Origin of the sequence: Streptomyces sp. NBC_00057, assembly GCF_045041165.1 — a bacterium.
GTDB lineage: Bacteria > Actinomycetota > Actinomycetes > Streptomycetales > Streptomycetaceae > Streptomyces.
Map to the genome: position 1 here is coordinate 7835598 of NZ_CP108256.1, position 22339 is coordinate 7857936.

The 22339-nt window shown below is 68.1% G+C and carries 16 protein-coding genes and 1 pseudogene; 4 read left to right on the plus strand and 13 right to left on the minus strand.

Going from position 1 to position 22339, the window contains the following annotated elements; all coding sequences use genetic code 11:
- Nucleotides 1-66 precede the first annotated feature (66 nt).
- The 5 genes from OG953_RS37050 to OG953_RS37070 form a co-directional block, all read right to left on the minus strand.
- A complete protein-coding gene (locus OG953_RS37050) occupies nt 67-1848 on the minus strand; it encodes an ABC transporter ATP-binding protein (RefSeq protein WP_405689813.1) in 1782 nt (593 codons plus the stop codon).
- The gene (locus OG953_RS37055) at nt 1845-3755 is read right to left on the minus strand and encodes an ABC transporter transmembrane domain-containing protein (RefSeq protein ID WP_405689816.1); all 1911 of its coding nucleotides are present in this window, start codon (nt 3753-3755) and stop codon (nt 1845-1847) included. Before OG953_RS37055 ends, OG953_RS37050 begins: the two co-directional genes overlap by 4 nt.
- A gap of 196 nt (nt 3756-3951) precedes the next feature.
- A complete protein-coding gene (locus OG953_RS37060; protein ID WP_405689819.1) occupies nt 3952-5406 on the minus strand; it encodes a Gfo/Idh/MocA family protein in 1455 nt (484 codons plus the stop codon).
- A 240-nt stretch (nt 5407-5646) separates the two neighbouring features.
- Nucleotides 5647-8598, minus strand: coding sequence for an FAD-binding and (Fe-S)-binding domain-containing protein (locus OG953_RS37065; protein WP_405689821.1), 2952 nt, complete (start codon nt 8596-8598; stop codon nt 5647-5649).
- Between the two features lie 90 nt (nt 8599-8688).
- Nucleotides 8689-9132: a MarR family winged helix-turn-helix transcriptional regulator gene (locus OG953_RS37070; protein WP_405689823.1), complete on the minus strand. Its 444-nt coding sequence runs from the start codon at nt 9130-9132 to the stop codon at nt 8689-8691.
- 130 nt (nt 9133-9262) lie between these two features.
- Between OG953_RS37070 and OG953_RS37075 the strand changes: the two genes are divergently transcribed.
- Nucleotides 9263-11068 (plus strand): ABC transporter ATP-binding protein, encoded by a 1806-nt coding sequence (locus OG953_RS37075; protein WP_405689825.1) that lies wholly within the window; start codon nt 9263-9265, stop codon nt 11066-11068.
- A gap of 384 nt (nt 11069-11452) precedes the next feature.
- A complete protein-coding gene (gene mltG / locus OG953_RS37080) occupies nt 11453-12301 on the plus strand; it encodes an endolytic transglycosylase MltG (protein WP_405689827.1) in 849 nt (282 codons plus the stop codon).
- A 12-nt stretch (nt 12302-12313) separates the two neighbouring features.
- Here mltG and OG953_RS37085 read toward each other — a convergent pair whose 3' ends face one another.
- Nucleotides 12314-13414, minus strand: coding sequence for an NAD(P)-binding domain-containing protein (locus OG953_RS37085; RefSeq protein ID WP_405692272.1), 1101 nt, complete (start codon nt 13412-13414; stop codon nt 12314-12316).
- A gap of 192 nt (nt 13415-13606) precedes the next feature.
- Nucleotides 13607-14096 (minus strand): annotated as a pseudogene (locus OG953_RS37090) (ABC transporter permease); the annotation flags it as partial.
- A 383-nt stretch (nt 14097-14479) separates the two neighbouring features.
- On the opposite strand from OG953_RS37090, the gene OG953_RS37095 reads away from it, so the two are divergent.
- Complete coding sequence (locus OG953_RS37095) at nt 14480-14899, plus strand: secondary thiamine-phosphate synthase enzyme YjbQ (RefSeq protein ID WP_405689829.1); 420 nt, start codon at nt 14480-14482, stop codon at nt 14897-14899.
- Nucleotides 14900-15133: 234 nt separating this feature from the next.
- On the opposite strand, the gene OG953_RS37100 is transcribed toward OG953_RS37095, so the two are convergent.
- From OG953_RS37100 to OG953_RS37125, 6 genes are all read right to left on the minus strand, one after another.
- On the minus strand, nt 15134-15328 hold the full coding sequence (locus tag OG953_RS37100; RefSeq protein ID WP_405689831.1) for a hypothetical protein: 195 nt from the start codon (nt 15326-15328) through the stop codon (nt 15134-15136).
- 281 nt (nt 15329-15609) lie between these two features.
- Nucleotides 15610-16053, minus strand: a complete 444-nt coding sequence (locus tag OG953_RS37105; RefSeq protein WP_405689833.1) for a hypothetical protein — start codon at nt 16051-16053, stop codon at nt 15610-15612.
- Nucleotides 16054-16071: 18 nt separating this feature from the next.
- Nucleotides 16072-17154, minus strand: coding sequence for a hypothetical protein (locus OG953_RS37110; protein ID WP_405689835.1), 1083 nt, complete (start codon nt 17152-17154; stop codon nt 16072-16074).
- Nucleotides 17151-19160, minus strand: a complete 2010-nt coding sequence (locus OG953_RS37115; protein ID WP_405689837.1) for a hypothetical protein — start codon at nt 19158-19160, stop codon at nt 17151-17153. The genes OG953_RS37110 and OG953_RS37115 overlap by 4 nt, the downstream gene beginning before the upstream one ends.
- Nucleotides 19157-19912 (minus strand): toll/interleukin-1 receptor domain-containing protein, encoded by a 756-nt coding sequence (locus tag OG953_RS37120; RefSeq protein ID WP_405689839.1) that lies wholly within the window; start codon nt 19910-19912, stop codon nt 19157-19159. Before OG953_RS37120 ends, OG953_RS37115 begins: the two co-directional genes overlap by 4 nt.
- Nucleotides 19913-19926: 14 nt before the next feature.
- Nucleotides 19927-21219, minus strand: coding sequence for a helix-turn-helix domain-containing protein (locus OG953_RS37125; RefSeq protein ID WP_405689841.1), 1293 nt, complete (start codon nt 21217-21219; stop codon nt 19927-19929).
- 564 nt (nt 21220-21783) lie between these two features.
- Between OG953_RS37125 and OG953_RS37130 the strand changes: the two genes are divergently transcribed.
- Nucleotides 21784-22002, plus strand: a complete 219-nt coding sequence (locus tag OG953_RS37130) for a hypothetical protein (protein ID WP_405689843.1) — start codon at nt 21784-21786, stop codon at nt 22000-22002.
- Nucleotides 22003-22339: the final 337 nt, after the last annotated feature.

The window sequence follows — 22339 nt, forward strand, 5'->3', positions numbered from 1 at the left end:
GAACCGACCAGGCGAAGTCCGCCAACCGCAGTTTGCGGAACCTTCATCGGCGAAGATCCAGCCCCCTCAGCCGTGCCAGGACCGCCACAGCGCCGCATAGGCGCCGTCCGCCGCCACCAGCTCGTCATGGCTTCCCAGCTCGCTGATCCGGCCGCTTTCCACCACCGCGATCACATCCGCGTCGTGTGCGGTGTGCAGCCGGTGGGCGATCGCCACGACCGTGCGACCGTCCAGCACCCGGGCCAGTGAACGCTCCAGGTGTCGCGCGGCCCGCGGGTCCAGCAACGACGTCGCCTCGTCCAGCACCAGCGTGTGCGGATCGGCCAGGACCAGCCGGGCCAGTGCGATCTGCTGGGCCTGAGCCGGCGTCAGCGCCAGGCCGCCGGAGCCGACCTCGGAGTCCAGCCCCTCCTCCAGGGCCCTCGCCCAGCCGTCCGCGTCGACCGCCGCGAGCGACGCCCACAGCTCGGTGTCCCCGGCGTCGGTACGGGCCAGCAGGAGGTTGTCCCGCAGCGAACCGACGAACACATGGTGCTCCTGGTTGACCAGCGCCACATGCGTACGTACGCGCTCCGCCTTCATCCGTGACAACTCCGCTCCACCGAGCGTGACTTCACCCGTACGCGGGGCGTAGATCCCGGCCAGCAGACGGCCCAGCGTGGACTTGCCGGCACCGGACGGGCCGACCAGCGCGAGGCGCGTACCCGGTGCGACGTCCAATGACACCTTGTGCAGGACGTCGAGCCCGGCGCGGTAGCCGAAGTGCACCTCGTCCGCCCGGACATCACGGCCGTCCGGGACGACCTCCGCATCGCCCGCGTCCGGCTCGATGTCCCGTACGCCGACCAGCCGGGCCAGCGACACCTGTGCGACCTGCAACTCGTCGTACCAGCGCAGGATCAGGCCGATCGGGTCGACCATCATCTGAGCCAGCAGCGCACCCGTCGTCAGCTGCCCCACGGTCAGCCAGCCCTCGATGACGAACCAGCCGCCGAGCATCAGCACCGCGCCGAGAATCGTCACGTAGGTGACATTGATGACGGGGAAGAGCACGGAACGCAGGAAGAGCGTGTACCGCTCCCACGCCGTCCACTCCTTGATCCGTCGGTCCGACAGCGCCACCCGGCGCGCACCCAGACGGTGGGCCTCCACGGTCCGTCCGGCATCCACGGTCTCCGCGAGCATCGCCGCGACCGCCGCATATCCGGCGGCCTCCGAACGGTACGCGGACGGCGCCCGCTTGAAGTACCAGCGGCAGCCGAGGATCAGGACGGGCAGGGCGACCAGAACCGAGAGCGCCAGCGGCGGAGCCGTCACGGCGAGTGCAGTCAGGAGCAGCCCCGCCCACACCACACCGATCGCCAGCTGCGGCACGGCCTCGCGCATCGCATTGGCCAACCGGTCGATGTCCGTGGTGATCCTGGAGAGCAGATCACCGGTCCCGGCCCGTTCCAGCACGCCCGGCGGCAGCCCGACCGACCGTACGAGGAAGTCCTCGCGCAGATCGGCCAGCATCTCCTCGCCGAGCATCGCGCTGCGCAGGCGCATCATCCGGGTGAACACGGTCTGCACGATCAGCGCGAGCGCGAACACCCCGGCGGTGCGCTCCAGATGCAGGTCGGTGACGCCGTCGGAGAGGTCCTCGACCAGCCCGCCCAGCAGATACGGGCCGACGATCGAGGCGATCACCGCGATGGCGTTGAACGAGATGAGCACGGTGAACGGCCTGCGGTGGCGCCGCAGCAGCTCCCGTACATAGCTCCGTACGGTGGTGGGGGTGCCGACCGGCAGGGTCGTCGCCGACTCCGGTGCGGCCGGGTCGTACACCGGTTCTGCGACGCCGATCATGCCCGTTCCTCGATTTCCTCGATCGTCCTGATCCTCTTGATCGTGTCCTGAGAGGTCAGGACCGCGATTTCGTCGTCCGTCTCGCGCGTCACGACCGCCCGGTAGCGGGGGTCCGCGTGCAGGAGTTCACGGTGTGCGCCGACCGCGACGACCGTGCCCCGGTGCACCAGCACCACCCGGTCCGCGAGGTCGAGCAGCAGCGGTGACGAGGCGAACGCCACGGTCGTGCGGCCCTGGCGCAGTGCCTTGATTCCGGCGGCGACCCGGGCCTCCGTGTGCGAGTCGACGGCGGAGGTCGGCTCGTCGAGAACCAGCGCCTCCGGGTCGGTCACCAACGAGCGGGCCAGAGCGAGCCGCTGGCGCTGGCCGCCCGAGAGCGACCGGCCGCGTTCGGTGATGCGTGTCGTCATCGGGTCGCCGTCCGTGGCGACGGACGCCTGCGCCAATGAGCCCAGCACATCGCCGCACTGGGCGGCGGACAGCGCGTCCTCCGCGGTCACCCGGCCGGACGACGGAACGTCGAGCAGCTCGCGCAGCGTGCCGGAGAGCAGTACCGGGTCCTTGTCCTGGACCAGTACGGCGGTCCGCGCCGAGTCCAGCGGGAGTTCGTCCAGCGGTACGCCACCGAGCAGGACGGACGGGGTCTTCTGCCCGGTCGTGGCGTCGTCCGTGGAGCCGTGCGCTCCGTTCTCAGTTGAAGCCTCCGCCCCGTTCCCGACCTCGTCCGAGTCCGCGTCCGAGTCCGAGTCCGTGTTCGCATGCGCGTGTCCGCCGAGACGCTCGGCCAGCCGGCCCGCCTCGTCCGGATCGCCGCAGACCACCGCGGTGAACAGGCCGGCCGGGGCCATCAGCCCGGTGACCGGGTCGTACAGATCGCCGGTCGGTGTTGCGTCCACGGTCGACGGCCGGTCCGTGCGCTGCAGCGACAGCACCCGGACCGCGCGCTGGGCGGAGGGCCGCGAGAAGGAGTACGCCATCGCGATCTCCTCGAAGTGGCGCAGCGGGAACAGCAGCAGTGACGCCGCGCTGTACACCGTGACCAGCTGACCGACCTCGATCCGGCCGTCACGGGCCAGCGTCGCCCCGTACACGACCAGCGAGATGAGCAGCACGCCCGGCAGCAGCACCTGGATCGCCGAGATCAGCGACCACATCCGCGCGCTGCGCACCGCGGCCTTGCGGACCTCCTGCGAGGCGCGCCGGTAACGGCCCAGGAACAGCTCCTCGCCGCCGATCCCGCGAAGTACCCGCAGCCCGGCAACGGTGTCCGAGGCCAGTTCCGTGGCCTTGCCCGCCTTTTCACGCTGGAGGTCGGCGCGCCGGGTGGCCCGGGGGAGCAGCGGCAGCACGGCCAGTGCCAGCAACGGCAAGGCGAGTGCCACCAGGACGCCCAGCGACGGCAGATAGAGGATGAGCCCCACGCAGATCAGTACGAGGGCCGCAGCGGCCGCCGCGAAGCGGGAGAGCGCCTCGACGAACCAGCCGATCTTCTCGACGTCGCCGGTTGACACCGCGACGACCTCGCCCGCGGCGACACGGCGGGTCAGCGCCGCGCCGAGCTCCGCGGTCTTACGGGCCAGCAGCTGCTGAACGCGCGCGGCGGCAGTGATCCAGTTGGTGACGGCGGTCCGGTGGAGCATGGTGTCGCCCAGCGCGATCAGCACACCCAGGACAGCGATCAGGCCGCCCGCCCACGCGAGCCGGCTGCCGGAACGGTCGACGACCGCCTGCACGGCGAAGCCGACGGCAGGCGGCAGCCCGGCAAGGGAGCACTGGTGCAAAAGGCCCCAGGACAAGGACTTGAGCTGGCCGCGCAGCTGATTGCGGCCGAGCCAGAACAGGAAGCGTGGGCCTGACCGGACATCGGGATCGCCTGGATCCGGGTACGGAAGATCGCGAATCTGCATGACGTCCCATGGTTCGGTGTGTCGGTTTGTTCGGTGAATGACTCAAACCGTGCAAGGTTCGCCCCGGGACGTCTGTCGGAGCAATTGGTTTTCTCCAGGAACGGCACTAATCGCGCCATGGTCACGATGCGGGCGGGGGAGCTGCTGCGGGGCCGGCTCGACCGGAGCAGGCCCCGCAGCCCGTCGTATCGGCCCGTCAGGCCTTTTCCGGATTCTCCGAGTCCATGCCGGATCGGGCCTTCTTCCACTCGCCGCGGGTGAAGTCCGGAATCTGCTGCGGCGCGCCCTTCGCCTTGATGGACACATGGCTGAGCGGAACGGGTGACGTCCAGGTCGCCGCGTCGTACACATCGAAGTCGGGGACGAGGCCGAGCCGCATGCACTGCATCAGCCGGAACACCAGCATGTAGTCCATACCGCCGTGACCGCCGGGCGGGTTGGCGTGTTCCTTCCACAGCCAGTGGTCCCACTGGGTGTACTTGGCGAAGTCACCCCAGTTGTCGTCCGTGTGGTCGGGCTCGATGTAGATACGGGCCGGGTAGTCCTCGAAGACACCCTTCGTACCGCCGAGACTGTTGATCCGCGAGTACGGATGCGGAGTGGACACATCGTGCTCCAGCCGGATGACTCGTCCCTTGGCGGTCTGGACGAGACTGATCGTCCGGTCGCTCTCGATATAGGTCTCCTTCCAGCTCGGATCACCGGCCGGCATGTTCTTCTCGCGGTACTCGGCGAGCCCCAGGGACGGGGATCCGACACTGGTGATGCTCACTGCACGGTCGCCGCGGTTGATGTCCATGTAGTTGGCGACCGGACCGAACCCGTGGTTGGGGTAGAGATCGCCCCGCAACCTGGTGTGCCACAGCCTGCGCCAGGGACCTTCGTAGTACCCCGGGTCGAACATCAGGCCGCGCAGATCGTGGTTGTACGCGCCCGCGCCGTGCAGCAGATCACCGAAGAGACCGGCATGCGCCATGCGCAGCACCCGCATCTCGTTCCGCCCGTAACAGCAGTTCTCCAGCTGCATGCAGTGGCGTCTGGTGCGCTCGGAGAGGTCGACCAACTCCCAGAGCTGGTCGAGCTGGAGAGCGATCGGACACTCCACGCCGACATGCTTGCCGTTCAGCATGGCGGTCTTCGCCATCTCGAAGTGGAAGTCCCAGGGCGTCGCCACATAGACGAAGTCGATGTCCCCGCGCTTGCAGAGATTCTCGTAGTCGTCCTCGCCGTTGGTGTAGACGGCGGGCGCCGGCTGACCGGCAGCGGTCACCTTCGCTGCCGCCCGTTCGGCCTTGGTCTTGACCGGGTCGCACACGGCGACGACGTGTACGCCGGTGACGGCGAGGAAGAGATCGATCATGCTGCCACCACGGTTGCCGAGGCCGACGATGCCGACCCGGACGGTGGAGCGCCGGTCGAACGGCACTCCTACCATGGTGCGCCCTTGGCGCTTGGGAGCGGCCGCCTGTCCCGCGGGAGTGGCCTCAGGACTCCGGGTGGGAGTGGCAGCGGCCGCTGTGCCGCTGCTGAGACCGCCGAGTCCGAGCCCGGCACCGGCCACTGAGGCGGTCGTCCACAGGACCGAGCGGCGGCTCATCGAGCCTTCGTCGCCGTCCTGCGTACCGTCGTCCTGCTGTGCTGCGTCGTTCATCGATCCTCCAGAAGGGGGGTCTGACGTGCGCGGCTGGTGAATTAACCTCGGTAAGGACCTTGGTAGTTGGGGCTGCTGATGCGCAAGGGGAGTGATTGGACTCCTGCTTTGAAACCATGGACTTTTGTGCCCACGCAAAAGCCGGGCGGGCTCGGAAACCGAGCCCGCCCGGCTATTTGAGAGCATCGTCAGGCCTGTCGGGCGGCCGAGGACGAATCGGCCGCCGGACGGCCCCGTTGATCACCGCACCACAGCCCCCGGCCGCGTGGCCCGCTCCAGCTCCATCAGCACCGAGTAGTACGACTGCCCTGTGGCCCGGTCCATACCGATCTCGCACATCCGGTTGGCCGAGAGATACGCGTCGTACTCCCGCGCATTCACCTCGGCGGCCTCCTTCGCCGTCGCGGAGGCCGTCAACTCCTTGTGCAGCATGCCGCGGTCGCCCGCGAAGGCGCAGCACCCGGCATCGTCCGGGATCACGACCTCCTCCGCGCAGGCCTCCGCGACCGTGCGCAGCTGCTCCACGTCGTCCAGATGCTGCATGGAACACGTCGGATGCAGGACTGCCGAGTCGATTTTGCGGAGGACTGTCAGTTCAGGAAGCAGTTCGTCGGCCGCCCAGACCAGGGAGTCGACAATGGTCAGCTCCCGGTGCAACTCCCGGTTGTCGTCGGTGAGATAGGGCACCACCTCATCGGCGATGCCCAGCGTGCACGACGAGGCGTCGACGACCAGCGGCAGCTTTCCGCCCGCCGTCCAGCCCCAGGCCGCTTCCACGATGCGGTTGGCCATTACGGCATTGCCCGCGTCGTACCCCTTGGAGTGCCAGATCGTCGCGCAGCAGGTCCCCGCGACATCGTCCGGGATCCATACCGGCTTTCCGGCGCGGGCGGAGACGGCGACGACGGCCTGCGGCAGCGACGGGCCGCGATGGCCTTCGGGACCGCCGAAGATGCGGTTCACACACGCCGGGTAATAGACAGCGCTCGCCCCGACACGGGAGGTACGGGGCAGCTTCCGGGCGGCCGCGCCGGGGATCTCGGGCAGCCACTCGGGCACCAGATCGGGACGCACGGCCTTTCGGGCGAGCCCGGTGAGCGTCTCCAGCGGCCCGTCACCGATCCGGTCGCCGATCCGGTCGGCCGCGGCGACCGCGAGCCGTGCCGCCGCCTCCACCGCCTTGAAGTTCTTCGCGGTGAGCGCCGCGATCCGCTCCTCGCGTGGCGAGTGCCGCTGGTGGCGGAAGTCCTTCATCATTGCGCCGGTGTCGATGCCGACCGGGCAGGCGAGTTTGCAGGTCGAGTCGCCCGCGCAGGTGTCGACGGCGTCATAGCCGTACGCGTCGAGCAGCTGCGCCTCCACCGGTGAACCGTCCGGCTGCCGCATCATCTCCCGGCGCAGCACGATCCGCTGGCGCGGAGTGGTGGTCAAGTCCTCGCTGGGACAGGTCGGTTCGCAGAAGCCGCACTCGATGCACGGGTCGGCGATCAGCTCGACCCTGGGGATGGTCTTCAGCCCGCGCAGATGGGCCTTCGGGTCGCGGTCGAGGACGATCCGGGGCGCCAGAACTCCGTCGGGGTCGATGATCTGCTTCGTGCGCCACATCAGCTCGGTCGCCTTCGGGCCCCACTCCAGCTCCAGGAAGGGGGCGATATTGCGGCCGGTGGCGTGCTCCGCCTTCAAGGAGCCGTCGAAGCGCTCCACCGTCAGCCGGCAGAAGTCGTCCATGAACGCGGCGTAGCGGTCGATATCGGACGGCTTCGCCGCGTCGAAGGCGAGCAGGAAGTGCAGATTGCCGTGCGCCGCATGGCCGGCGACGGCGGCGTCGAAGCCGTGCTCCGCCTGAAGCCCGAGCAGGGCCTCACAGGCATCGGCCAGCCGGGAGGGCGGCACCGCGAAGTCCTCCGTGATCAGCGTCGTACCCGAAGGCCGGGAGCCGCCGACCGCGGTGACGAACGCCTTGCGGGCCTTCCAATAGCCGGAGATGACCTTGGCTTCGCGCGTGAACTCATTGGTCACCGAGGCAACGGGGGCGACCAGGTCGAGCCCCTCGACGACGGTCGCCGCCGCCCGCTCGTACGCCTCCTGGCCCGTCTCGTCCGGAGCGCGGAACTCCACCAGCAGTGCTGTGGTCTCCTTGGGCAGCTCGGCCCAGTCCGCGGGCACGCCCTGGACGCTCACCGACGCACGCAGCGTATTGCCGTCCATCAACTCGACGGCGATCGCCCCCGCCTCGTTGAAGCGGGGCACGGCGGCCGCCGCGGCGGTCAGGGAGGGGAAGAACAGCAGGGCGGTGGAGATGCGGCGGTCCAGCGGCAGTGTGTCGAACACGACCTCGGAGATGAAGCCGAAGGTGCCCTCGGAGCCGACCATCAGACCGCGCAGGATCTGTACGGGCGTCGAGCCGTCGAGGAAGGCGTCGAGCCGGTAGCCGTTGGTGTTCTTGATCTCGTACTTGGCACGGATCCGGGCGGTGAGCTCGGCATCCGCCTCGATCTCCGCCTTGAGGGCCAGCAGCCCCTCGCACAGCCGCGGCTCGGCGTGGGCCAGGTCCTCGTCCGCTGCTGGATCCGCAGTGTCGACGACCGTGCCGCTCGGCAGTACGAAGGTGAGGGAGGAGACGGTGCGGTACGAATTGCGGGTCGTTCCCGCGGTCATTCCGGAGGCGTTGTTGGCGACCACTCCGCCGATCGTGCAGGCGATGGCGCTGGCCGGATCGGGCCCCAGCAGCCGGCCGTGCCGGGCGAGGGTGGCGTTGGCCCGCAAGACCGTCGTACCCGGCCGGATGCGGGCCTGCGCGCCGTCGTCCAGGACCTCGATGCCCGCCCAGTGCCGGCGCACGTCGACAAGGATGTCCTCACCCTGGGCCTGGCCGTTCAGACTGGTGCCGGCCGCCCGGAAGACGACCTCGCGGCCCTTGCCGTGCGCGTACGACAGGATCGCCGAGATGTCGTCGATGTCCTCCGGGACCACGACGACCTGTGGGATGAACCGGTAGGGACTGGCATCGGAGGCGTACTTCACCAGGTCGGAGACCTTCCACAGCACCTTCTCCGGCCCCAGCAGGTCGATCAGCTCGCCGCGCAGTGGTTCGGGCGTACCCGGAGCCTGCCGGTCGGGGACCCGGTCCAGGGACGGAGTACGCACCGCAGCAGGGCGGAGTGCTTCCGGCTTCGGCTCCAGCAGTGGCATGTCGAGCTCTCCTCGGTGGTTCGGTTCGGTACTCGGTACGGCGACGGCACACACGCAGCACCCATCCGGTGTACGCGTGTCCGCACGGGTTCAGCAGCGGCGCTCCGGCATTCCGTTGACCAGGGCGGTCAACAGCCCGCCGAACACCTCGCGCTGATCGGCGGTCAATGGGGCCAGGATCTCCTCTGCGGCGGCCCGGCGCGCGTCGCGCAGCGATCGGAGGGTGGCAAGGCCCTCCTCGGTGATTTCGATACGGACCACCCGGCGGCTGTCCGGATCGGGGGCGCGACGCACCCGGCCGCTCGCCTCCAGGCCGTCGACCAGACTGGTCACGGCACGCGGGACGACATCCAGGCGCTGCGCGAGGTCCGCCATCCGGGGCGGCCCGTCGTAATGCGCGACGGTGCGGAGCAGCCGGAACTGTGCGGGAGTTATGCCGATCGGCTCCAGCTGGCGGCTTTGAATACGCTGGAGCCTGCGGGTCACCCGCAGCAACTGCTCGGCGAGCACGCCATCGGCGTCGGAGGGGTCCATGAGGGGAACAGTATCAGGACCTTGTGCATTGTGAGTACAGGTAACAATGAGCTATGCTCTCAAAAGTTCGAGTCTCCAGTTCGAGTCAGCAGTCCGAGTCCTCGCTGTCGCGCGCCCGACGAAGGAGCCCATGAAACCCGACGAAATCACCTGGTCACCCCCGCCCCGGGACGGGAGCCGCCCGCCCGCCGAGCTGCGCCGCATCCTGCGCCTCTTCCGTCCCTACCGAGGCCGGCTCGCCCTGGTCGGGCTGCTCGTCGGCGCCTCTTCGCTGGTGTCGGTCGCCTCGCCGTTCCTGCTGCGCGAAATCCTGGACACCGCCATCCCGCAGGGGCGTACGGGACTGCTGTCGCTGCTCGCCCTCGGCATGATCCTCACCGCCGTGATGAACAGCGTCTTCGGTGTCCTGCAGACCCTGATCTCCACCACGGTCGGCCAGCGTGTCATGCACGACCTGCGCACCGCGGTCTATGCGCAGCTGCAGCGGATGCCGCTCGCCTTCTTCACCAGGACGCGCACCGGCGAGGTGCAGTCCCGCATCGCCAACGACATCGGCGGCATGCAGGCGACCGTCACCTCCACCGCGACGTCACTGGTCTCCAATCTCACCGCGGTCGTCGCCACGGTCGTCGCCATGCTCGCGCTCGACTGGCGGCTCACCCTCGTCTCGCTCCTCCTGCTTCCGGTCTTCGTCTGGATCAGCCGCAGGGTCGGCCGTGAGCGCAAGAAGATCACCACCCAGCGCCAGAAGCAGATGGCCGCCATGGCGGCCACGGTCACCGAGTCGCTGTCCGTCAGCGGCATCCTGCTCGGCCGGACGATGGGCCGGGCGGACTCCCTCACCAAGGGCTTCGCCGAGGAGTCCGAGAAGCTGGTCGACCTCGAAGTGCGCTCCAGCATGGCAGGGCGGTGGCGGATGTCGACGATCGGCATCGTCATGGCCGCCATGCCCGCCGTCATCTACTGGGCGGCGGGCATGGCCGTGCAGTCCGGCGGCCCCGCCGTCTCCATCGGCACGCTCGTCGCCTTCGTCTCGCTTCAGCAGGGTCTCTTCCGGCCCGCCGTGAGCCTGCTCTCCACCGGGGTGCAGATGCAGACGTCCCTCGCGCTCTTCCAACGGATCTTCGAGTACCTCGATCTCGAGGTGGACATCACCGAGCCCGAGAACCCCGTCCGGCTGGAGAAGATCCGAGGCGAGATCCGCTTCGAGGACGTCGACTTCAGTTACGACGAGAAGAGCGGCCCGACCCTCAGCGGCGTCGATGTGACCGTGCCGGCCGGTGGCAGCCTGGCGGTCGTCGGACCGACCGGGTCCGGCAAGTCCACGCTGAGCTATCTGGTGCCCAGACTCTACGACGTCACCGGCGGCCGGGTCACGCTCGACGGTGTCGACGTACGCGATCTGGACTTCGACACCCTGGCGCGGGCCGTGGGTGTGGTCTCTCAGGAGACGTATCTCTTCCATGCCTCGGTCGCCGACAACCTGCGCTTCGCCAAGCCGGATGCGACCGACGCCGAAATCGAGGCAGCCGCCCGTGCGGCGCAGATCCACGACCACATCGCCTCACTGCCCGACGGCTACGACACCCTGGTCGGTGAACGCGGCTACCGCTTCTCGGGCGGCGAGAAACAACGCCTTGCCATCGCCCGTACGATCCTGCGCGACCCGCCCGTCCTGGTGCTCGACGAGGCGACGAGTGCCCTCGACACCCGTACGGAATTCGCTGTGCAGGAAGCGATCGACACACTCTCCGCGGGACGCACCACCATCACCATTGCCCACCGGCTCTCCACCGTCCGCGACGCCGACCAGATCGTCGTCCTGGACGGCGGCCGAACCGCCGAGCGCGGCAGTCATGACGAACTCCTCCAACAGGACGGCCGCTACGCCGCCCTGGTCCGGCGGGACATCGAACTGGCCCCCGTGCCAAGCTGATCGGCGGGGTCGGGCGTGCCTCTGCCGAGTCCGTACACGCGGCGACGCCGCCACTCCCGTGGGACGGGGAGCGACGGCGCCGGGCGGAGCAATGGTCAGACGAGCCAACCCACGAAGTGGACGATGCCGGCGAGCAGGTTGGTAATCAGGTTCATCCGGTGTTTCTCCTTGTACATGGTGCATGTGTGGGACTGCGCAGTCTCGGTCTGCAGCCCGTCGCTTGCGCCCTGTAATCATCATCTGCCGCAGTGGAGTTGAGCAACGAACAGCGAAACGATCACGCGTTCCAGCGAACACCCGATCCCCTGTTCGTATGTTCTGTTCATGGGGTGTGGGCCCGTGTCGTCCAGGTGGGGACTCCGGACGGCGGGTTAGCGTGCCCGCATGGTGAACGAGTCCCCGGACACCCCGCCCCGTCGCACTCTCCGCCCGACCCGGCGCGGTCGTCTGATGCTGCTCATCGGCATCGGTATCGTCCTCGTCGTGGCAGCAGCTGTCCTCGTACCGCTGCTGACACGGGGGCCGAAGGTCGAGCGGGCTCGCCCGCTCGTGATCCCCGAGGGATGGCGGGCGTCCCAGGTGTACGCCGCAGTCGACAAGACCCTGGCCGTGGCATCCGGCACCACCGAGAAGGCCGCCGGTACGGCGGATCTGCCGCTTCCGGCCGAGGCGAAGGGCAATCCCGAGGGATACCTCTTCCCGGCGACGTACCCCGTCACGTCCGACTCCATCCCGCAGAGCCTGCTCAGGTACATGGTCGACACGGCGGTTGAACGCTTCGGCGCGGACCACATCACCGCAGGCGCGCGGCGCAACGGCGTCTCGGTGTACCAGACGGTGACGATCGCAAGCATCGTGCAGGCCGAGGCGGACACCGAGGGCGACATGGGCAAGGTCGCAAGGGTCATCTACAACCGGATCGACGGGGGCATGCCGCTCCAGATGGACTCCACACTCAATTACGCGCTGAACCGCAGCACCCTGGACACCACCACCGGCGACACGAAGATCGACAGTCCGTACAACAGCTATGAGCGCAAGGGGCTGCCGCCCACACCCATCGGCAACCCGGGTGAGCAGGCGATGATGGCGGCGATCACCCCCACCCCCGGACCGTGGCTGTACTTCGTCACGGTCGCGCCGGGGGACACCCGCTTCACCGACAGCTATGCGGAACAGCAGAGAAACGTGGAGGAGTTCAACCGAAACCGCCGCAGCGCGTCCGGCGGCTGAGCGGCTGCGCCGTCATACCACGGCCGGCATGAGCTCCTCGTCCGTCCTCGTTTCCGTCTCCGCCCCGGCCTTGTCCAGCAGCCGTGTGATCGCACGCACCGCGGCCCGCCCCGCCCGGTTGGCGCCGATCGTGCTGGCGGACGGCCCGTACCCGACGAGATGGATGCGCTCGTCCCGTACCGCCTGTGTGCCCTCGACCCGGATGCCGCCGCCCGGCTCGCGCAGTTTCAGCGGCGCGAGATGATCGATGGCGGCCCGGAACCCGGTCGCCCACAGGATGACATCGGCCTCGACGGTCCGGCCGTCGTCCCACGCGACCCCGGTCGGCGTGATCCGGTCGAACATCGGCAACCGGTCGAGCACCCCCTCCTCGCGGGCGCGCCGGATCGCGTCGGTGAGCGGCAGCCCGGTCACGCTCACCACACTCTGCGGCGGCAGCCCGCGCCGCACCCGATCCTCCACCATCGCCACGGCGGCCCGCCCCTGGTCCGCGCCGAACGGCCCCTCCCGGAAGACCGGCGGCCGACGCGTCAACCAGTACGTCCCGGCCGCAACCTCGGCGATCTCCATCAGATGCTGCGTACCGGAGGCGCCGCCACCTACCACCACCACGCGCTGCCCGGCGAATTCGGCGGGCCCCGGGTAGTTCGCGGTGTGCAGCTGCCGTCCCCGGAAGCTCTCCTGGCCCGGGTAGCGCGGCCGGAACGGCCGGTCCCAGGTGCCGGTGGCGTTGATCAGGGCACGGGTGGCGCACGTACCCTCGGACGTCTCGACGAGCAGACGCCCGCCGTCGCCCTCGCGCACGGCGCTTACCTCGACCGGCCGGTGAACCCGCAGGTCGAAGGCGCGCTCGTACGTGTCGAAGTACTCACCGATCACTTCGGAGGAGGGCCGGCTGTCGTCGGCTCCGGTGAGTTCCATGCCGGGCAGCGCGTGCATGCCGTGGACCTTGCCGTACGTCAGCGAGGGCCAGCGGAACTGCCAGGCGCCGCCGGGGCGCGGGGCGTGGTCGAGCACGACAAAATCACGGTCGGGCTCCATTCCTGCGCGTCGCAGATGGTAGGCGCCGGACAGTCCTGCTTGTCCGGCACCCACCACGACGACATCGACCATGTGCGTTGCGACCACCCCAAAGTTGTTCACGCTTCTACCAACTTTTTCGGGGGTGAGGATCTTCCCGCGATCTGCAGCGGTTTCCTCACACCGGCCGACGCACCGGAGGCCCGACACGGCGACGCACCGGCGTGCCGGCCCAGCCTTCTGGCTCACCACCGCCCCCGGCTCACCACCGCCCCCGGCTCACCGAGCCTTGCCGATCCCGAGCCAGATAATGAAGAGCGGGATCAGCCCCGACCCAGGGAACGGTGCGCAGCATCTGCACGCTCGCGTCCACGAGATCCTCGCCGAGCCGCGAGAGCCCTGAATCCAGCGCAAGCGCCGTCCCGACCACACCCCCGAGCACCAGTCCCACGGCAACCCGCAGCAGCGAGATCCCCTTTGCGTATGGCAGCGTCCCGTCCGCGACCAGATCCGCTCCGGCACGGGCGATGGTGCCGGGTGGTGCGAGCGCATCGGGGTGCAGGACCTCGGTGGCACTGAGCACCGACCACGACACGTGAAGCAGCAACGGCCCGACGGTGCGCCGGATCCAGCGCGGCACTGCCCGCAGGCGCACACCCCGGGCAGAAGCCGGAACGATCGGCTTCAGATCGAGCGACCGATGGGCAGATGAAACAGAACTTTTACCGGATTCCAGGGATATATCCGGTGGGGCGGGAGCATGACCCGTGGTCATGAGGGCTACACGAGCAGTCCACAGACAGGGAAAGGCACACCTCGGCCACACGCGTACGCGAACCACTGCTGCCATTACGGAACAGGGACTACGACACGCGGTCGACGAGGGAAAGTACGCCGGAGCGCAGGCGAACAGGCACGTACGGCAGCGAAGACGGGTGGCCGGAGCGCCCGGTCACCGGCGGGGGATGCGCTGAAAGGACGTCAGTAGCCGGGACAACACGCGGCGGAAGCCACCCTCAGCAGGTCGACGTGACCGCGCGAAGTGAGCAGAGCTGAACGGAACATGGCGCTGAACGTAGGCGATCCACGACTGAGAAGGTCAATGATGTCTCGGCACGTGGACGCGCGATCTCGCCTCATGAGCGAGAGGATGGAGACATGCCCCGTGCCTTCACCACCAGTGTCCTGCACATCACCACCGGAGCGACGGAGACCGTCACCGACCTGACGCACGACTGCGAACAGTTCCTCGCCAGGACTGTCGCCAGGGACGGTCTGCTCAACATCTTCGTACCGCACGCAACCGCCGGCATCGCCATCCTCGAAACCGGATCGGGCAGCGACGACGACCTCCTGGCCACCCTCCACACCCTGCTTCCCGCCGACGACCGCTGGCAACACCGCCACGGCAGCCCCGGCCACGGCCGCGACCACGTGCTCCCCGCCCTCGTCCCGCCGCACGCGACACTGCCGGTGATCGGGGGGCGGCTGGAACTGGGGACGTGGCAGTCGGTGTGTCTGGTCGATACAAACACCAGCAATACCAACAGGCAGGTGCGGCTGTCGTTCCTCGGGTAGCTCCGAGGAAGTCACGACTGTAGAGGCGATTTCCGGCCGCACCAAGTGAGAGGGCCCGCCCGGCCTTGGCCAGGGCCGTGGGAGCGGTCCTGTGCGGTGATGTGACGGGAGCGAGGGAGCGGGTCCAAGCGGTTGGTGCTGAGGGATCTGCGTAAACACACTGGTGTTATCTATCGAGGCTGCGGTAGGGGAGAGCGCGAACGCAGTGCTGGCCGGTTTTGCCGTCACCCGTCCCTACCGACAGAATTCGCGGTGGCGGGGCCGTCGGTACAGGCCACGAATGCGGAGGATGGCATCGACGAGCGGCATCAGCTGGGTGACGCCGTGCCAGTTGCCGTCGTTGGGTGACACCGCGAGCGGTGTGTCGTGCTGGTCGACGATGACGTGGTGCTTGCTCCGGGGGCGGCGCCTGCCGGCCGGCGATGGCACAGTCGTCCGTTTCCAGCAGCTCGGTCGGCCGCCACTCGGTCAGGATCGCAGCGTGCAGCCGCACCCAACGTCTTCTTTCCGCCGTTGTACGAGTGTGCCAGGCCCCACCCTGGAGGCCGGCTTCCTGGGCCGTCCCGAAAGGCAGACGTGGGCGGCGCGACCGTATCCAGCCGCGCCGTGTGCGCGAACGCCGTGTCGACCTGGTCGATCACTACTGACTGCCGATCCGGTACAGCCGCGCACAGCTGAACCGGCAGTTCTGCTGCCCGGACCGGCCGTAGTCAGCCCTGCCCGGGAGCTGAGTGATCCTGGACGTGGAGGGTGAGTCCCGCGATCCGGCCTGACTGGATCACGGGGCCGTGTTGAACTCCTCCGTTGATGTTGTTGTGCACAGCGGCGGGGTGTGGAGCGGAGGTGTTCGCGAGTTGCTGCAGAGAGGTCAGCACGTCGCGCAGGTTGTCGCTGGTTACGGACCCGGTTTGCAGAAGGTGGTGCAGGTGGACGTGCCACTGGGTGGTGATTTCGCGGGCGGTTTGCGCTTCGTTGCGCTCGTCGGCGGCGAGCAGTCTGGCCCGCGTGTCATTCAGGTCAGCGATTGCGGTGGGAGAGGTGCGGGAGAGGAGCCTCCCGAGAAGATCACGCGCTTGTGTCCAGGAGTCGGTGACCATGAGGGAGACGAGCGTGGTGGCTCCCGACGCGGCGAGAGCAGCGAGTTCGGTGTCCATTGTTTTTCCTCTCGGGGGTCAGGTCCTGGGCGGTAGGCCGGTCTCGCCGCCAGCGTGGCCCGGCGGAGCTGTGTGATTCGGCGTGTATGTGGCCGGCGGGTCGAATCGGCGTAGTACGGCGTCGGCTGTTTCGTGCTGTTCCTGGGTTCGGATGACCTCAGCCAGTTGCTTGGCGAGCATGCCCCGTCGGGGGTCGCCTTGGGGGAAGCCCATGGCGTTCAGGGCGTCGGCGAAGTGGTCTGCGGCAGTTGGTGCTTGTTCCTGTTCGTAGGGGGCGTCATGTCGTCCCGGGAAGTTGTCCTGTTCGCCGCGCGGTTGAGGGATGAGGTCGCGCAGTCGTTCGGGGACGTCTGTGTTGTTCGCTGCGGAGGTGAGCTGGGCGAGAAGGCCGAGGTCGGCCACGGTTTTTTCTACGTGGTCGTCGTTTTTGGCGAGCCACCAGACCACGGCGCTGCCGGTATCCCGGAGGACGTCCTCCCCCAGGTATTTGCGCTTGCTCTGCTCGTACTTCCGCTGGTGCTCCCAGACCGCTTTGTCTTTGCGTACGCTGGCGAGTTTGTCCAGGCGCTCTTGGTCGTGTTGGTGGAGAGTGAGTGTCACGTTCTCGGCCATCGCGTGGAGGTGGCCGGTGCTGTCCGGGAGCATGCGGCTGAGTGCGCCGCTCAGTTCGTGCTGGACGAGTGAGGCGCGGCTGGGCTCCCGCTGTTCGGTGATGGCGCGGGCGCGGTCGAGGACGGCTTCGACAGCGAGGCCAGCCGGGTTGAGCACGGGGGCGCGGTCGGAGGTGTCGAGGGGGTGCCAGCGGACGGTTGCGGAGACCAGGAAGTCGTAGTCGGCCCAGTGGCTGGGCAGGGCGACATGCCTGATGTGTTGTTCCTGGCGTTCGATGGGGGCTGCCGTGAGTTGTTCCTCGAAGGTGATCGGAACTTGCCCGCGGCGTCGCACGGCAGCCTTGAAGGCTGCGGCGGGGAGGGCGACGAGGAGTGCTGCGAGGGTCGGCCAAGCCCAGATGGGCCACTGTTGTGTCAGTCCGAGGATGGTCAGTAGCAGCCCGGAAAGGACGGTGAGGAAGAAGGTGGTCGTCTTGCATCCGGTCGTCACTGTTCGGTCCCCCTGGCTGGTTCTGCCTGTGTCGGTGTGATGGGTGGGCCGAGGCCCTGGGCTGCGCTGATCTTCTGGAGGAGCCGGTCGGTGGTTGCTGTGGCGTGCGCGGGTCCGGTGGGAGCGGTGCGCTCGGCATCGCGTGCGCTTGCGTACAGCGCGGCGAAGGTGGCGCCTCGTCGGTGGTCGCACTGGGCGGCCGCTGCCACGAGGAGATCGAGCAGGATGTCACCGTGGTGGCCGGTGACGGTCGCCGTGTGCAGCCAACGTTCCACGTACGGTTGCCATGTCGCTTGTGGTAGTTCGCTCAGCACCGCACACCAGCAGGTCGCCAAGGAGTCTTGGACGCCGGTTTCCCCCACCAGCGTGCGCGCGTTGTCATACGGGGCAGTCAGTGGGTGCGGGTCGCAGACGCGCAGGAAGATGTCGAGCTCCGCCGACGTGCGTCCGGGGCGTGCGAGCCGGTCGAGCAACCTCCGGCGCAGTCGGTGGCTGGTCTCCACCAAGGCGCACAGTGCTTCGCGGGCGTGGCTGGTTCCGGGCTCACGGCGTGCCAGGTGGTACAGCCGAAGCATGGCCTGGTCGGGGTGGCTGACTGCGATGACGTCGGCGCAGACACGGATGAGGACCTGGGAGAAGCCCTCCCTGGGCTGCTTGTTGACGCACCACTGGTAGATCCGTTCGCGGAAGCTCCTCCCATGAACGGGATCGGCCAGTCCACAGGTGAGTGCCTGGACGGCGGCCTCCAGCCTGGCGCGGCCGGTGGCTGTGGAGCTCCAGGTCTCGGCGAGCGATGCCAGCCCCGCCCCGTGGCCGGTCCGTAGATACTCGCCGGCCAGCTGTGCCACCAGCGTGTCGCGGAGCTCCCTTGTGAGGTGGGGGTCGTTGAGGTCCACGCTGCGCGCGGCCCAGGTGCCCAGATGCTGCCGCAGGTCGGGCAGATGGTCCCAGATGTGGGCACGGACCGCGGCGTCGTAGTCGAGTTCGGTGAACCGTACATGCCCGCCGGGTCTGGTTTCGGCGGAGATCTCCGCCAGGCGCTCGGCGAGGTCCTTGTGCTGAAGGAGCGGAAGGTCGTCAGGCGGAGAACCGGTGGTACGCAGCAGGAGTTGCGTGGCGCGGTGGATGACGTCGGCGTGGGCTCCGTGCAGCATGGCGACCGTGATCAGGAGAGCCCGTTGGGGGCTCTCCCGCAACCGGGCGACGAGCTCGGCGACGTCCTTACGTCGATCTGCTTGTGCCTTCCGGGCCGTCGCACACCACTGGGTGAATCCGTCACCCGGCGGGGCAGCCTCCCGGGCTCGTCGTACGAGGTCGGCGAAGTCGGCGACCTCCCGCATCGTCCTCTGTTCGCGCAGGAAGTCCTCAACGGTGGGGTCGGACTGAATGTATTGGATGTACTGCTCGCGTGGCACCCCGTGCATACGCAGGTGCCGCCGGAGGACATCGCGTTCTGACGGGCGTTTGATCTCAACCCGGTAGTGCTGAAGGTCGGGGTCGAGGACGCTGCCGTGCGACATGATGACTACGAGGTGTGCGTGTCGGTCGTGTACGGCCTTGCGGAGGGTGGGGATGTCGGCCTGCGCGGCGGCCCAGCGGACGGTATCGGCTGCTGAGAGGTCCAGCAGTAGCCGGTCGCCGGATCCCACCAAGTCAGGGTGCCTGAGGGACAGTTCGCCTTCTTCGCCGGGCAGGAGTTCGTGGAGAACGCCAGCGTCCTGGTGGTATTCGCGCAGGAGTACTCGGGCTGCTGAGGTCCGGCCGCTCCCGGGCGTGCCGTCCAGGATGACGGTGCCGGTATCGGCGAGTCTGGAGCGAGCGTTCCCCATGCCGTCCGGGGCGACCAGCACCCGTCTCAGCCAGGCGAGCTGGTCGTCGGCTACGCGCCGGAAGGACGGTCTGTCCGATTCCCGCAGATCGGGGCCGGCATTGACGTAGATGTTGCCGCTGCCGGTATGCATGGGGCCCCGCGCGTTGTCGATCCGGGTGCTGCTGTGCTCGCTCACCGGTCGTCGTCCCCGTGCCGGTCCGCTTCACCGAACCGGTGCTGGATATCGCCGTGGTGGTCGCCCTCGAAGTACGTCATTCCGTTGCCGGAGAAGTGCCGGCCGCCCGACACATGGGAGGAGTTCTGGTAGATGTCGCCCTTGCCCGTGTGGACGGGTCCGCTGGTGCCCTTGATGACGGTACCGCCGACGTCTCCTGTGAAGTCACGGCTCTGAACGGCCGTCCCGCTGACTTCTCTGATCGAGTTGGCCACGGAGCTCGGTACGAGCGAGGAGACGGCATCCCTGTCCAGGTCGCGTAGCCCCGGGACCATGTCGGCGACCACATCGCCGAGGCGCTTCAGGCTCGTTTCGGTGTCGTGTGTCCCGAAGGGGATGGACTGAAGGTCGGCGAGCCGGGCCAGTTCCGTCGGAAGGTCGGCCTTGTTCAGCCGGTCGGTTTTCCGGCCGTCCAGTACGGGAACGATCGGGAGCTCACAGGCGAACGCTTCCACGATCTCTTTGCGTACCCAGTCCTCCGGATCGCGGAGCCGGGCCTGGAAGTTGGTCCAGTCCGGACCGATGACAGCCAGGAGCACAGCGCTGTGGCGCAGACCGGTCAGCAGGGCCTGAGGGTATGCCTCGCCGGGTAAGACAGATTTCGAGGCGCGGAAGATTCGATCGCTGCCGAAGCGACGCGAGAGCTCCTGGTCGATCAGTGCAGCGGTCTTCTCGCCGTCCCCGGTCCGGTAGTTGATGAACACGTCCGTCATGATGATGCCTCTCTTCAGGAAACGGGAAAGCACGACAACGTGCCCAGCCGCGGTCCCAGTTGGCGAACGGAAGGGTGATCCGGATAGCGGGCCAAGGCGCGGGCGAGGCGGCGGAGATCGATCGTCACGGTCGCCGACCGTACCGCCGCCACCCCGTCGAGCAGCGGCTCCGTCAACGCACAGGCCTGGTCGATCTGACCACTAGCCGCATACGCGAGTGCACGGCGCACCCCGTACCGCACCCGCGTCCGCAACGCATCGTCGGACACCAGAGCAAGTTGCCGGTCCAGCTCCTCAGCTGCCTCCCCCGGTCGCCCGAGATCCACCAGACACCAGCCCGTGACCATGCCCACAGAATCCGGCAAATGCATGCTGCCGATCACCAGTGCGCCAGGACTGTCGTCCTGACGGGCAAAAAACCCACGCGCACGATCCAGCGCCCGCAGGCACGCATCGCGATCACCCGTAAGCGCATGACCCTGTGCCTCACGCTGCGCCGCCAAACCGCGAATCCGCGGCGGTAGCGCCCCGTTCTGCGCTCTCTGCGCCAGGGCAACCGTCTGCTCGGCGTCGTCCTGGTACAGCGTGACCAAAGCCCTGCGGACCAACGCATAGCCGCCCAGATCCCGGTCACCGCTGGCCGTCGCAAGGTCCACAGCTCTCTGCGTCCACCACAGTGCTGCCTGGTCGTCACCCGACTCCTGCACCAGCCAGCCGACGTACTCGGCGTACCGCGAGCCAAGCGCCAGCAACTCCTGACGGGTACCGCCATCGGTATGCGCGGACAGTTCCCGCAGCGTGTGCGTCTGCGCAATCAGCCCGGGCAGCAAAAACCCTGGCTCAACGCTCTGACCCAGCCGCCGGTAGTGCGTAAACAGAGAACGGGACGCCTCCAGCATCCCGACCCCTGCCGCAGGGCTGACCGGGCCCTGTCCGCCCATCTGCAACCTCAGTAACGAGGCCGCGCCGGCACTCACAGCCTGCCGCCGCCCCGCAGGCTGAAACCAGCTCGGGCCATCCGGTGACAGCTGCATCGTCCACTCCTCCTCATCGATCCCACCCGACCCCGACCCGACCGGTGCGGCGGCAATGCTGGCCGCGCCCCGAGCAATCAGTGCTCCATCAGCTCTCAGCGCGGCATCACACAGCCGGACGAGATCACGACTCGGCGCCTTGATGCCCCGCTCGACCTTGCTCAGCTGCGCCTTGCTGTAATGCACGGCCGCAGATAGTGCGGTGAGACTGAGTCCCGCGTCCAGACGACGCCTCCTCAGTTCCTCACCGAACGCGGTGGACAGCAGGGGCACGAGATCCTCCCTAACCATCCATCCAGGCGAAGGCCCGCACGAAAGACTGCTGCAGCGCCTGCCGGATGGACAAGGTGATCGATACTGTTTCCCGTTTCCTTCTCCTTCAGCGGGGCTCGCTAGTCCCTGGAGGAGTCACAGAAGTTGCGCCGAGACGCTCAGGACCGACAGCTCCGGCCTGCCGAACCGGTCTGGCGCTCACGCATCAGAAAGGGCTGGGCACAGCGCATTGCGTTGCCGGTGCTGGACATCGGATGCAGATGCGTAGGGTGGGTGACGCACCGGTCAATCCGACCTCGCCCCGGCACAGGTGACCGCCCTGATCGTGGCCGGGCATGCCGAGCAACTCGCCGCTCTCCTGGCCCGGCACGGACGAGAGGCGGAGCTGCGTGCTTTCCTCACCGAGGAGGGAGGGGAGTGCGCCCTTGGCGCGCTTGCGGGCTTCCTGGAAGGGCAGGGCCGGACCGAGGAGGCTGTCGCCCGAACCGTTATCCGCATGCCTCCGCAGTCCTGGAAGCGCACAATGCCGCTCTGTTCCGGCTGGAACCCTCGATCCCCCGCTTCGTGACGGCGGCCATGCTGGCCAGAAGCCTCGCTGATCCCTTGCAGGACGCGTCCGTTGGCCCGGTCGAGCAGTGGGCCGGTGTCCGGAGCGCCTATCTCGCGTTGCTCAACGAGGACGCAGGGACCGAGGTGGAAATAGGGGTCGATGCCCAGCACGGCTGCCTGTGGGGCGAGTTGGCGGCAGAGGTCGGCGGACGCTCGTCCTACCGTCTGTCGTGACTGGCAGAGTGCACTGGTGAGTGAAGGGACGGCCATGTCGTCGGTGAATGAGACACGTGCGTGGCTGCTGCTGTGCCCTGGGCTCAGCCGGGGCACGGACGGTGCTGCGGGCTGGATCCCGGGTCCGGTCACCTTGTCACTCATGGCCTCCTTCACTGCGGAGTTCGGGACTGCCCGTATTCCACAAGCGGTGCCGGGCCTTGCTGGCGCGACTTCTCGTCGTCGTAGGGCAGGGCTCCCGACGGGTGCAACTCGTAGGAAGCTACGGCTCTGATAGGTTCCAGGCCTTGATCCGCCGGTGATGACTTGATTCTGCTGGTAGTGCTGGGGAGGGGGC